General features: G+C 68.4%; 10 protein-coding genes. 4 read left to right on the top strand and 6 right to left on the bottom strand.

Annotation, left to right across the window (positions count from 1 at the left end; all coding sequences use genetic code 11):
* Positions 1-28 precede the first annotated feature (28 nt).
* Together G5A07_RS04245 and G5A07_RS04240 are read right to left on the bottom strand one after the other, a co-directional pair.
* Positions 29-1,402 carry a sensor histidine kinase gene (locus tag G5A07_RS04245; protein ID WP_191862913.1) on the bottom strand — a complete coding sequence of 458 codons (1,374 nt, stop codon included), beginning with the start codon at positions 1,400-1,402 and terminating at the stop codon, positions 29-31.
* Positions 1,395-2,069, bottom strand: a complete 675-nt coding sequence (locus G5A07_RS04240) for a response regulator (RefSeq protein ID WP_019659837.1) — start codon at positions 2,067-2,069, stop codon at positions 1,395-1,397. Before G5A07_RS04240 ends, G5A07_RS04245 begins: the two co-directional genes overlap by 8 nt.
* Positions 2,070-2,131: 62 nt before the next feature.
* On the opposite strand from G5A07_RS04240, the gene G5A07_RS04235 reads away from it, so the two are divergent.
* From G5A07_RS04235 to G5A07_RS04225, 3 genes are read left to right on the top strand one after another with little or no spacing between them, the layout of a single operon-like run.
* Complete coding sequence (locus G5A07_RS04235; protein ID WP_191862912.1) at positions 2,132-3,379, top strand: TolC family protein; 1,248 nt, start codon at positions 2,132-2,134, stop codon at positions 3,377-3,379.
* Positions 3,376-4,548 (top strand): efflux RND transporter periplasmic adaptor subunit, encoded by a 1,173-nt coding sequence (locus tag G5A07_RS04230; protein ID WP_159360235.1) that lies wholly within the window; start codon positions 3,376-3,378, stop codon positions 4,546-4,548. The genes G5A07_RS04235 and G5A07_RS04230 overlap by 4 nt, the downstream gene beginning before the upstream one ends.
* Positions 4,545-7,622 (top strand): CusA/CzcA family heavy metal efflux RND transporter, encoded by a 3,078-nt coding sequence (locus tag G5A07_RS04225; protein WP_191862911.1) that lies wholly within the window; start codon positions 4,545-4,547, stop codon positions 7,620-7,622. The genes G5A07_RS04230 and G5A07_RS04225 overlap by 4 nt, the downstream gene beginning before the upstream one ends.
* Before the next feature lie 91 nt (positions 7,623-7,713).
* On the opposite strand, the gene G5A07_RS04220 is transcribed toward G5A07_RS04225, so the two are convergent.
* Positions 7,714-7,899: a hypothetical protein gene (locus tag G5A07_RS04220; protein ID WP_191862910.1), complete on the bottom strand. Its 186-nt coding sequence runs from the start codon at positions 7,897-7,899 to the stop codon at positions 7,714-7,716.
* Positions 7,900-8,041: 142 nt separating this feature from the next.
* Positions 8,042-8,785 carry an SDR family oxidoreductase gene (locus G5A07_RS04215; protein WP_191862909.1) on the bottom strand — a complete coding sequence of 248 codons (744 nt, stop codon included), beginning with the start codon at positions 8,783-8,785 and terminating at the stop codon, positions 8,042-8,044.
* 106 nt (positions 8,786-8,891) lie between these two features.
* Between G5A07_RS04215 and G5A07_RS04210 the strand changes: the two genes are divergently transcribed.
* Complete coding sequence (locus G5A07_RS04210) at positions 8,892-9,815, top strand: LysR family transcriptional regulator (RefSeq protein ID WP_191862908.1); 924 nt, start codon at positions 8,892-8,894, stop codon at positions 9,813-9,815.
* Here G5A07_RS04210 and G5A07_RS04205 read toward each other — a convergent pair.
* Both G5A07_RS04205 and G5A07_RS04200 read right to left on the bottom strand, forming a co-directional pair.
* Positions 9,804-11,171 carry a heavy metal sensor histidine kinase gene (locus G5A07_RS04205; RefSeq protein ID WP_191862907.1) on the bottom strand — a complete coding sequence of 456 codons (1,368 nt, stop codon included), beginning with the start codon at positions 11,169-11,171 and terminating at the stop codon, positions 9,804-9,806. The two genes, G5A07_RS04210 and G5A07_RS04205, sit on opposite strands and share 12 nt — an antisense overlap.
* Positions 11,168-11,866, bottom strand: a complete 699-nt coding sequence (locus tag G5A07_RS04200; protein WP_049455139.1) for a heavy metal response regulator transcription factor — start codon at positions 11,864-11,866, stop codon at positions 11,168-11,170. The genes G5A07_RS04205 and G5A07_RS04200 overlap by 4 nt, the downstream gene beginning before the upstream one ends.
* Positions 11,867-11,892 lie beyond the last annotated feature (26 nt).

Raw genomic sequence — 11,892 nt, 5'->3', positions numbered from 1 at the left:
CGGCTCTACAAGGGCAATTCGACAAAGGTCAGCGAAACCGCAACCCCACCCGCGCACCGCCGATCGGGGCGGTATCAATCATCAGGGTCGCCCCATGTCGCTGCGCGATCTCGGCCACGATCGCCAGTCCCAGGCCGCAGCCATCGCCCTCGCTGCTGGCCCGGTAGAAGCGTTCCGTGACGCGCGCGCGTTCGGCTTCGGCGATGCCGGCGCCGTCATCGTCCACCCATACCTGCGTGCCTTCGACCTCCTGCCGAACGCCGAGGGTGATCACACCGCGCGAGGCGCCATAGCGCAGCGCGTTGTCCAGCAGGTTGCCCAGTGCCTCGCGCAGCAGCTGTGGATCGCCCTGCACCTGCACGCCGTCGTCGGGTCCGTCGTAACCCAGGTCCACGCCCGCAGCCAACGCGCGATCGGCGTAACGCTCGACCACGCCGCGCGCCAGCGCGGCCAGATCCAGCGGCCGCAGCGGCAGTGCACTGCCATGTGGATCTTCCGATCGGCTGAGCATCAGCAGCTGGTTGACCAGGTGCTGCAGCCGCGCCAGCCCGGCCAGCGTGCCGGACAGCGCCAGTTGCTGGGCCTGCGGATCGTGCTGGCGCAATGAACTCTCAAGCTCCACCTGCATCGCTGCCAGCGGCGTGCGCAGCTGGTGCGCGGCATTGCTGACGAAGCGCCGCTGTGCATCCTGCATCGCGTCCAGGCGCTGCAGCAGCGCGTTGTAGGCCTCCACCGCCGGCCACAGTTCGCGCGGAGCTTCCTGCGCCGGATCCAGCGGCGCCAATGGATCCGGCCGCGGGCTGGCCAGCTTCCGCGCAACCAGGTTGGCATGGCGTGCGGCAGCGCCGGTACCGGACCAGGCCAGCCATGCCGCCAGTGCCAGGATCGCAGCCTGGAACGGAACGCTGGTCAGCAGCAGCTTGCGCTCCAGCCGATGCCGCTTGCGCAGTGTCTCGGCCACGCGCAGCCGGATGTCATGACCCGGCCTGGCGCTGACCACCACTTCGACCATGCGCACGGCCTGCCCACGCAGCCGCGCATCATAGTAGACCGGGTCGTCGCTGCCGGCGGACATCGACGGGCGTGGCAATGCCTCGGGCAGGTCGCCATACAGGCGCCCACCCGCGGCGTCGACCACCTCGCCATGCACTTCGTCGGCGGTGTCCCAGGTGAACATGCGCGACACCGCCGGGGTGATCTCGATGGACGCGCGGCCGTCCTGCACCGCCACCAGCTCGGACAACGACATCGCCGAATCCAGCAGCCAGCGGTCGTAGACCTGGCCGGCGTAGAAGCGCGCCAAGGCGAATGAACCCACTGCGCTGCACAACAGCAGTACCAGCAGTGGCAGCCACAGGCGTCTCAGCAGCAGGCCACGCAGGCTGTGCACGCGCTCAGTCACCCACGGCCTCCAACCGGTATCCAAGCCCACGCAGCATGCGGATGCCGACGCCGGCGTGGGTCTGTTCCAGTTTGCGGCGCAGGCGGCTGACATGCACTTCGATCACCGACAGGTTGGCCTCGTGGTCCCAGCTGTACAGCGCGTCGAACAGGCGCTGCTTGGTAACCGTGCGGCCGGGATGCTGCATCAGTGCCTCGACCAGCGACAGCTCGCGCGCGGTCAGCTCGATGCGCTGACCGTCCACCTGCACTTCATTGCGGACGCTGTCGAAGCACAGCCGGCCCAGCCGCTTCTGCGCCGGTGCATCGCTGCGGCGGCGCGACAGCGCACGCAGGCGCGCTTCCAGTTCTCCCAGGGCGAAGGGCTTGGCCAGGTAGTCGTCGCCACCGCGGTCGAGGCCGAGGATGCGGTCCTCCACACCATCGCGTGCGGTCAGGATCAGCACCGGCAGGGTGACGCCGTCGTTGCGCAGGCGTGAGAGCAGGTCCAGGCCATCGACGTCAGGCAATGAAAGGTCCAGCACCATCACGTCATACGGTGCGCTGGCCAGTGCCGCCGGCGCGTGCAGCCCACGCGAGAGGTGGTCGCACAGATGGCCGGCACCCTGCAGGGCGCGGATCAGTCCATCGGCCAGCGCGGCGTCGTCTTCGATCAGCAGGATTCGCATTGCAAGCTTCGTGCAAGGTTGGGGCAAGTTTGGCGCAAGTGCATCACCTTACCGTGACGCGCATGAATTTCTCCCCTCATTTTGCGGCCGTGCTGGCCACTCTTCTGTGCGCGCCCACCGCTTCGGCGCTGTCCCTGCAGGAAGCGCAGCGCGCCATGGAAGCACACAACCCGGACCTGCGTGCGGCGGCACTGGCGCTGCGCGGCGTGCAGGGCGATGTGCAGACGGCGGCGTTGCGCCCGGCCACCGAGTTGTCGATCGGCACCAGCAAGATCAGCCCCAAGCATGGCATCGGCTCCGGACGCTGGCAGGACAAGCGGGTGGACATCACCGTGGGCCTGGGCTGGACCTGGGAGCGCGGTGGCAAGCGTGCGCTGCGTATCCGCCAGGCCGATGCGCTGCTGGAAGTGGCCGGGCTGCAGATGCTCGATGCGCGGCGCCGCCAGCAGGTGGCGCTGCATGAAACCTATTTCGCTCTGAAGGGCGCACAGGAGCGGGCGCAGATTGCCGATGCCAACCGCCAGAGTTCGGCCGAGCAGATGGCGGCGGCGGACAAGCAGGTTGCCACCGGGGCGATGGCGCCGGTCGACCGCGCGCGGCTGGCAGTGGACGACCTGGCGGTGGCCGACGCGGCGCGCGAGGCGTCGCTGGATCTGCGCGATGCGCGGCATGCGTTGGGGCTGCTGCTCGGCCGCGACGACAGCCATGACCTCAGCGCCGATGATCCTTGGCCGGAGGCCAGCAGCGTGGCCAGCGTGCGTGCGTTCGATCCGCAGCAGCGTGCCGATCTGCGCGCGGCACGTTCGCGCCTGGCCGCGGCCGACGCCGGTGTGGCACTGGCGCGCAGTGAGCGCCACCGCGACATCCAGTTGGGCGTGGAGGCCGAGCGCGAACCGGCTGACATCAGCGGCGTCACCTGGGGTGTGTCATTGACCATTCCGCTCGGCGGCCCGTCACGTGCACGCGGCGCGATCCAGCGTGCCGAGGCCGACCGTGACAGTGCCGCGCTGGAGCTGCAGGTGCTGCAGCGCGAAGCGCGTGCCGAACTGGACCAGTTGCAGGCCAGCGCGCAGTCCGCCGCGCAGCGCCGGAGCGACTACGAAGGACTGCAGTCCGACGCCGCACGCAGGGCGGTGCAGGGCATCGAGCTGGCCTACCGCCGCGGCGCCGCCAGCCTGACCGATCTGCTGGATGCGCGCCGCAGCTGGCGCGAGTTCGAGGCCGCGTTGATTGAAGCGCGTGCCGACCATGCCATTGCCCTGGCGCGCTGGGAAGCGGCCACATCCGTTGCTGAAGGAGAGTCCCGATGAAGTCCACCGTCGCTTATCGACCGCAGGCGCGACGGGCCGTGCTGCCGGCCTTGCTGGCGCTGGCCCTGCTGGGCGGCTGCGGCCGCGAGCCGGCGTCGTATACCGAGGACGCGCCGAAGGTCAGTGCTGGCCAGATCCAGTTTCCTGCCGGTAGCCGCCAGCTGGACGTGCTACGCAGCGAGGCGGTCACCGCCGGCGCCAGCGCCAGCCTGCAGCTGCCGGGCCGGGTGGTCTGGGACGAGACGCGCTCCAGCGCGCTGCGTACGCCGTTGGCGGGGCAGGTGGCGCGCATCGAGGCACAGCCGGGGCAGAAAGTGAAGGCGGGCCAGGTGATCGCCTGGATCACTTCGCCCGAATTCGGCCAGGCCCAGGCGGAGGGCGTGCGCGGCCGTGCCCAGCTGCAGCAGGCGCGCAAGGAGCTGGAGCGCACCCGCGAGTTGCATGCGGCAGGTGTGGCGTCGGGCCGCGAACTGGACGAGGCCGAGGCCAATTTCGCCGGCAGCCAGGCCGATCACGCGCGTGCGACCGCCTTCGCCAAGGCCTATGGCAATGGCCAGCACGTCGACCAGCGCCTGCCGTTGCGCGCGCCGATCGATGGCGTGCTGGTGGAGCGGCGGATGAGCCCGGGCGTGGCGGTCAGCCCCGACAGCGAACAACCGTTGGCGGTGATTGGCGATCCTGACCGCTTGTGGCTGCTGCTGGATGTTCCCGAGAGCCTGGCCGGACGCTTGAAGGCGGGCATGCAGGTGAGCGTGCCCGGGGCCGATGGACAGCCGCTGCGGGCGACCCTGCAGCACGTGGATGACTTCGTCGACAGCGAACGCCGCGTGGTGCAGGCGCGCGCCGAGCTGGACAACCGCGCACGCGGTTTCAAGGCGGGGCAATACGTGCGCGCCCAGGTGGCGTTGCCGGCCGAGGGCGGTGTCTCGCTGCCCGATGCGGCCGTGTTGTTGATCGACGGCAAGCAGGTGGTGTTCGTGGAGGAGGGCAAGGGCCGCTTCGTGCGTCACGCGGTGCATGCCGAGGAGCTGGGCGATGGCCGGCTGTGGGTGCGTGAGGGCCTGGCCGCAGGCGCCAGGGTGGTGGTAGAAGGCGGCCTGCTGCTGCAGCAGCTGGCGGACAGCGCGCCTGCCGCCGCCAGCAGCGGCACGGGGCACGCCGCCCCATGATCGATCGCCTGATTGCCTACTGCCTGCGCCAGCCGCTGATGGTCATGCTGGCACTGCTGCTGTTCATCGGCGCTGGCATTGCCGCGTTCCGCGTGCTGCCGGTGGAAGCCTTCCCGGATGTGTCCGACACCCAGGTGACAGTGGTGTCGCTGCACCCGGGCCGTGCCGCCGAAGAGGTCGAGCGCGAGGTGACGATGCCACTGGAAGTGGCGTTGTCCGGTATCCCGCATTCGGTGCGGGTGTTCTCGCATACGCAGTTCGGCCTGTCGATGATCATCCTGACCTTCGACGACAAGGCCGATGACTACTTCGCGCGCCAGCAGGTGCTGGAACGCCTGCAGGGCGTGGAACTGCCGGAAGGGGTAACGCCGGAACTGGAGGCGATGAGCTCGGCGGTAGGTGAGATCTACCGTTATGTGCTGAAAGGCCCGCACATGACGCCGACCCAGCTGCGCACCGTGCAGGAATGGACAATGGAACGCAGCCTGCGCACCGTGCCGGGCGTGGCCGATGTGATCAGCTTCGGTGGCTTCGCGCGCACCTTCCAGGTCAAGCCGGACCTGGACAAGCTGCGTGACCGTGGCATCAGCCTCGGTGAGTTCGCCGAGGCGCTGGAGAAGGGCAGCTCGAATGCGGGCGGCGGCTACGTGGAGCGTGGGCAGCAGCAGTTCCTGATCCGTGGCGTGGGCCTGATGCGTTCGCCGGCGGACATTGGCAACGTGGTGGTGGCGCAGCGCGGGGGCACGCCTATCCTGGTGCGCGACCTGGCCGGCATCGCCGACACCGGCCTGCCGCGCCAGGGCCTGGTCGGCCAGGACGACAACGACGATGCAGTGTTCGGCATGGTGCTGATGCGCAAGGGCGAGAACCCGTCCGACGTGCTCGACGCCCTGCATGCGCGCATCGCGGAGATCGAGGCCAACCAGTTGCCGGCCGGCGTCAGCATCGAGCCGTTCTACGACCGCTCGTGGCTGGTCACGACCACGCTGAAGACGGTCTTCCGCAACCTGCTGGAAGGCGCAGTGCTCGTGTTCCTGGTGCTGTGGCTGTTCCTGTACAACGCCCGGGCCGCGCTGATCGTGGCGGCGATGATGCCGCTGGCCCTGCTGTCGACCTTCCTCGGCCTGCATCTGTGGGGTGTGCCGGCGAACCTGCTGTCGCTGGGTGCGATGGATTTCGGCATCATCATCGATGGCGCGGTGATCGTGACCGAACACATCGTCTCGCGACTGTCGAAGCTGCCGTCCACCGCCGACCGGAAGACACGGTTCTCGACCATTCTTTCAGCTGCATCGGAAGTGGGTCGACCGACGTTCTTCTCGATGCTGATCATCATCGCCGCGCATATCCCGATCTTCACCCTGCAGCGCCAGGAAGGCCGCATGTTCGCGCCGATGGCGTACTCGGTGACCTCGGCATTGATCGGCGCGCTGATCCTGGCGCTGACCGTGGTGCCGTTGTTCTGCTACTGGTGGCTGCGGCGCGACCGCATGCGCGACGGCAATCCGCTGATGGACCGCCTGACCGGCTGGTATCGGCCGGTACTGGAGCGCGCACTGGCTCGCCCGCGTGCGGTGGTGCTGACCGCGGTTGCGCTGCTGGTCGGCACGCTGGCACTGGGTACCCGGTTGGGTTCGGAGTTCCTGCCGGAGCTGGACGAAGGCTCGATCTGGCTGACCGCCACGCTCGACCCGAGCACCAGCCTGGCTGAAGCACAGCAGCAGTCGCGGCGCATCCGTGAGCTGGTCGGCACCTTCCCGCAGGTGTCGACGGTGGTGGCCAAGCTTGGCCGCCCGGAAGACGGCTCCGACGCCAAGGGCGCCAACCAGATCGAGGCGCTGGTGGCGTTGAAGCCGGAGAAGGAGTGGCCGAAGGGCGTGGACAAGCGGCAACTGGTGAGCGACCTGCAGCGCACGCTGGAGCAGCGCATCCCGGGGCCTGAGTTCTCGATCTCGCAGCCGGTGCGCGACAACATCCTGGAGAGCATCTCGCAGATCAAAGGCCAGGTGGTGATCAAGGTCAGCGGCTCGGACCTGGACGTGCTGAATCAGCAGGCGCAGGCGATCCTGGGTCAGGTGCGTGGTGTGGAGGGCGTGGAGAGCGCCTTCATTGACCGTGACGGGTCGTTGCCGCAGCTGCAGATCGAGATCGACCGCGACCGTGCCGCGCGCTATGGCCTCAATGTGCGCGACATCGACGAGGTGATCGAGACCGCACTGGGCGGGCGCCAGGTCGGTGAACTGTGGGAGGGCGACCGCAGGTTCCCGATCACGCTGCGCCTGGACGACGCCGACCGCGACCTGCAGCGGCTGCGCACGGTGCCGGTGGGCATCGGCGATGGCCACACCGTGACGCTGGCCGACGTGGCCGACTTCCGCATGGCCAGCGGCGCGATCAACATCTCGCGCGAGAACGCACAGCGGGTAAAGGCGGTGAGCATCTTCATCGCCGGGCGTGACATGGGCAGCGTGGTGGCCGACATGCGCAAGCGCGTGGAGGCCAGCGTGCAGCTGCCGGAAGGCTACCGGCTGGAGTGGTCCGGCGAGTTCGAGAACCAGCAACGTGCGATGAAGCGTCTGGGCTGGGTGATCCCGCTGTCGGTGCTGATCATCTTCGTACTGCTGTTCGATGCCTTCAAGGACGTCAGCAGCGCCGCGCTGATCCTGGCCAACGTGCCACTGGCGATGATCGGCGGCATCCTCGCCCTGTGGTTGACCGGCATTCCACTGTCGGTGTCGGCGGCGATCGGCTTCATTGCATTGTTCGGGCAGGCGGTGCTGAACGGGGTGGTGATGCTCAGTCGCTTCGCGCAGCTGCGCGAGCAGGGCATGGACCTGCTGCAGTCGGTGGTACAGGGCTCGCTGCAGCGCCTGCGCACCGTACTGATGACCGCACTGCTGGCGATGTTCGGCCTGCTGCCGATGGCCACCTCGCATGCGATTGGTGCCGAGACCCAGAAACCGCTGGCGGTGGTGGTGATTGGCGGCCTGCTGTCGGCGATGCTGCTGACCCTGCTGGTGCTGCCTACGCTGTACTACTGGGTACACCGCCGTCGCGAGGCCTGTTCCGCCTGACCACACTGTAGAGCCGAGCCCATGCTCGGCTGCTCGTGGCGCGAAGACCAGAAGCAGCCGAGCATGGGCTCGGCTCTACAGCAGCGCTGCGTCACCACGCCGCGCCTGCCAGGCGATCATCAAAGGAAACGGTGGCCAGCGCCCACAGCACCCAGACCAGCGCCATGGCCAGATTGCGAACATCGCCCGGGAGCCAGGTCCATAGCCCCAGCGTCGCCAGGGCCATCAGGCCTCCCAGCTGGAAGGTGATCATCCATGACCAGTACCACGAGCCCATGCTCGGCTGCTCTTCGTGGGGAGGCCAGAAGCAGCCGAGCACGGGCCCGGCTCTACAGGGGCTCCACGTGCTGCGTGGATACGATGGGCTGCCACGGGTTCCCAGGCAGATCCACGCCATGCGTGGATGCCGTTCGCGCGATCTACACCATCCCGCCGTTGGCGCGCAGCACCTGGCCATTGATCCACCCGCCATCGGTGCCTGCCAGGAAGGCGACCGCACCGGCGATGTCCTCCGGCGTACCCAACCGCTCCAGGGGGTTCATCTTCGCCAACCGCTCGATCAGTTCCGGTGACTTGCCGTCCAGGAACAGGTCGGTAGCGGTCGGGCCTGGGGCCACTGCGTTCACGGTGATGTTGCGCCCGCGCAGCTCCTTGCTGAGGATGGCGCCCATCGTCTCCACCGCTGCCTTGCTGGCCGCGTACACGCTGTAGTTCTCCAGCTTGATGCCGACCACGCTGGTGGACAAGGTGATCAGCCGGCCACCGTCGCGCACCCGTCGTGTGCTTTCGCGCAGCACGTTGAAGGCACCCTTGAGGTTGATGCCGATCACCCGCTCGAACAATGCGTCGTCGGTGTCGGCCAGCGGCGCCAGCTGCAATACGCCGGCGCTGTTGACCACCACGTCGATGCCGCCGAAACGGGCCTCGATGGCGTCGAACAGCTGGTTGACCGCCTGGGGATCGGCGACATCGGTCTGCAGCGCGATCGCCTGCGCGCCGGCTGCGTTGAGTTCGGTCGCCAGGGCTTCGGCGTCGTCGCGGCGGCCCGCATAGTTGATCGCGACCGCGTGGCCATCGGCGGCGAGCCGGCGGGAGATGGCGGCGCCGATGCCACGGGAGCCGCCGGTGACCAGGGCGACAGTGCGGGCGGGGGAGAGGGTCATGGTCGGTTCCAGCGGAGCGCGCCGGAATGGCGCAGGGCCATCTTCGTCATCTCTCCCGCCCGGATAATCATGCATAATCCGCCAACATCATCCGGGTAGCCGAACAATGGACCGCTTCACGGCCATGCGCGCCTTCGTCCGTATCGTCGAGCGCCGCAGCTTCACCCGGGCCTCCGAGGACCTGGACCTGCCGCGGGCCACGGTGACCGATGCGATCAAGGCGCTGGAACAGCGGCTGGGCGTGCGCCTGCTGCACCGGACCACGCGGCTGGTGGTGCCGACGCTGGAAGGCGAGGCTTTCTATGGCCGTTGCCTGCGCCTGATCGCCGACATGAACGATGCCGAGGCCGCGTTCCGTGACGCGCCGCCGCGCGGCCCGCTGCGTATCGAAGTGCATGGCACGCTGGGCCGGCACCTGCTGTTTCCGCACCTGCCGGAATTCCTGCAGCGCTACCCGGAGATCGAACTGGACATCAGCGAGGGTGACCGCTATGTCGACCTGCTGCGTGAAGGCGTGGATGCGGCGTTGCGGGTGGGGACGCTGGCCGACAGCGATCTGGCGGCGCGACGGTTGACCATGCTGCGCGAGGTCACGGTGGCCTCGCCGGGCTATGTGCAGGCGCACGGCCTGCCCGATACCATCGAATCGCTGCAGGACGGCCACCAGATGGTCGGCTACCGCTCCAGTGCCACCGGCCAGCTGATTCCCCTGGAGTTCCAGCAGGGCGGGCAGGTGCGCTACGTGCCGCTGCCGGCACGGGTGCGAGTGTCCGGTGCTGAGGCGTTCCTTGGTGCCGCGCTGGCGGGCCTGGGCATCATCCAGGCGCCGCGCTACCGGATGGACCCGTACATCGCGCGCGGACAGTTGGCGGAGCTGTTGCCCGAGACGCCACCGACGCCGAGTCCACTGAGCCTGGTCTACCCACGCAACCGCACGCCGTCACCGCGCTTGCGGGTGTTCATCGATTGGGTGGCCGGGGTGTTTGAGCAGACCGGGGTTGCCGGCCAGCAGCCGGGACTACCGGGCTGAGGTGCTCGGCAGCACCAGCTCGAACAGGGTGCCGGTGTCATCCGAGACAACACTCACGCTGCCGCCGTGCGCCTGTGCGATCGCGCGTGTGATTGCCAGGCCCAGTCCGGCACCTTCTTGGCGGCCACGCTCGCCGCGGTAGAAACGATCGAACAGGCGCGGCAGCGCCTCGCTGGCGATCGGCGTGCCAAGGTTGTGCACGCTGACCCTGCACACGCCATCGGCCTCGACCAGCCGCACCCGCACTTCGCTGCCCACGGCTGCGTACTTCAACGCGTTGGACAGCAGGTTGGCAATCGCCCGGTGCAGCATCAAGCGGTTGCCTTCCACGCTCGCCACACCTTCGCGGCGCAGGGTCAACTGTCGGTCCTCGGCCAGAAGCTCGTAGAACTCCAGCAGCGAATCCACTACCGCATCCAGCGCCACTGGCTCGCGCGAGGGCAGTGCACCCGGCGCTTCGGCCTGCGCCAGGTACAGCAGGTCACCCACGGTCTGCGCCAGCTGCTGCAGTTCCTCGGCGCAGGACGCCAGCGTCTCGCGATAGGCCTCATTGCTGCGCGGGTGCGCAAGCACCACCTGCACCTGGGTCAGCATGTTGGTGATCGGTGTGCGCAGTTCATGGGCGAGATCACCGGAGAACTCGGTCAGCCGCGCGAAGTCCTGCTGCAGGCGCGCCAGCATGCCGTTGAGCGTCTGCGCCAGCTGCTCCAGTTCGGCCGGTGCGCTGCGTGCACTCAGTCGGCGCTGCAGCCGGCCGGCGGTGATCTGCCGGGCCTCATCGGCCAGCGTGCGCAGCGGCCGCAGCGTGCGCCGCACCACGTAGCCGCCGAGCAGGCTGCTGGCCGCGGCGGCGCCGATGATGGCGATCGCCAGCAGATGGCGGAAGCGCTGCAGGAAATCGGCGTGGCGGTCGTCATCGATGGCCAGCAGGGTGACCAGCTCGCTGCCGTCGGCCAGGGTCTGGCGCAGGTGCAGGGCATGCATGCAGCGACCATCGGCGAGGATCCAGTCGTGCCGCCGTGGCGCGGCGTCGATCGGCTGGCTGCGTGCATGCTCGCGCAGCAGTGCCGGTGCGGTCGAGAAGAGCACTGCGCCGCTCCCATCAACAATGTGGAAGGCGATATCCGGATGGTGGCCCAGTGCGTCCGCCAAGCGCTGCCCGCGTGCGGACGCAGGTCCGTTGCCGGCCAGGTCACGGATCAACGCAACCTTGTTCTCCAGTTCGCTGAAGTCCTGGGCCACCAGGTCGTGGCGGGCGCTGACATAGATCGCCACGCCCAATGCGGCCAGCACCAGCGTAGCCACGATGGCGAACAGCAGCGTCAGCCGTACCGCGATGGAGCGACGCAGGCTCATCCGCTGTGCAATGCACCGTCGTCCGGCGCCTCCAGCACATAGCCCATGCCGCGCACGGTGACGATCAGCTTGGCGTCGAAGTCATCGTCGATCTTCGCGCGCAGGCGGCGGATCGCCACGTCGATCACGTTGGTGTCGCTGTCGAAGTTCATGTCCCATACCTGCGAGGCGATCAACGAGCGCGGCAGCACTTCACCGCGTCGGCGCGCCAGCAGTTCCAGCAGGGTGTATTCCTTCTGGCTGAGGGCGATGCGCTGGCCGCCGCGTTCGACCCGGCGGCGCAGGGTATCCACCACCAGGTCGGCGATGACGATGCGCTCGGCCTGCGGCAGCGCCTGGCCACGACGCAGCAGGGTGCGCACGCGCGCCAGCAGCTCTGCGAAGGCGAATGGTTTGGCCAGGTAGTCATCCGCGCCCAGCTCCAGGCCCTGAACGCGGTCGGCGATGCTGCTGCGCGCGGTGAGGAACAGCACCGGCACCTGCCATCCGGCCTCGCGCAGCCGCGACAGCACGTTCCAGCCATCCAGGCCGGGCAGCATCACGTCGAGGATGACCAGCTGGTACTCGCCGCTGCCGGCCAGATGCAGCCCGTCGACGCCGTTGCAGACGAGATCGACCACGTAGCCGGCCTCGATCAGGCCCTGGCGCAGGTAGTTGCCGGTCTTGGGTTCGTCTTCGACGATCAGCAGTTTCATGGTGTGCCCATCATCGCAGCTTGGGC

This window comes from Stenotrophomonas sp. AS012628 (genome assembly GCF_010608305.1).
In the GTDB taxonomy this organism is placed as follows: Bacteria; Pseudomonadota; Gammaproteobacteria; order Xanthomonadales; family Xanthomonadaceae; genus Stenotrophomonas; species Stenotrophomonas geniculata.
This window is presented reverse-complemented; position numbering and strand designations above follow the sequence as displayed.

What these genes read in the sequence shown, in the direction of transcription:
- G5A07_RS04225 (WP_191862911.1), top strand. Translation starts at nt 4,545, where the DNA reads ATGATCGATCGCCTGATTGCCTACTGCCTGCGCCAGCCGCTGATGGTC.
- G5A07_RS04240 (WP_019659837.1), bottom strand. Translation starts at nt 2,069, where the DNA reads ATGCGAATCCTGCTGATCGAAGACGACGCCGCGCTGGCCGATGGACTG.
- G5A07_RS04205 (WP_191862907.1), bottom strand. Translation starts at nt 11,171, where the DNA reads ATGAGCCTGCGTCGCTCCATCGCGGTACGGCTGACGCTGCTGTTCGCC.
- G5A07_RS04210 (WP_191862908.1), top strand. Translation starts at nt 8,892, where the DNA reads ATGGACCGCTTCACGGCCATGCGCGCCTTCGTCCGTATCGTCGAGCGC.
- G5A07_RS04235 (WP_191862912.1), top strand. Translation starts at nt 2,132, where the DNA reads ATGAATTTCTCCCCTCATTTTGCGGCCGTGCTGGCCACTCTTCTGTGC.
- G5A07_RS04230 (WP_159360235.1), top strand. Translation starts at nt 3,376, where the DNA reads ATGAAGTCCACCGTCGCTTATCGACCGCAGGCGCGACGGGCCGTGCTG.
- G5A07_RS04220 (WP_191862910.1), bottom strand. Translation starts at nt 7,899, where the DNA reads ATGGGCTCGTGGTACTGGTCATGGATGATCACCTTCCAGCTGGGAGGC.
- G5A07_RS04200 (WP_049455139.1), bottom strand. Translation starts at nt 11,866, where the DNA reads ATGAAACTGCTGATCGTCGAAGACGAACCCAAGACCGGCAACTACCTG.
- G5A07_RS04215 (WP_191862909.1), bottom strand. Translation starts at nt 8,785, where the DNA reads ATGACCCTCTCCCCCGCCCGCACTGTCGCCCTGGTCACCGGCGGCTCC.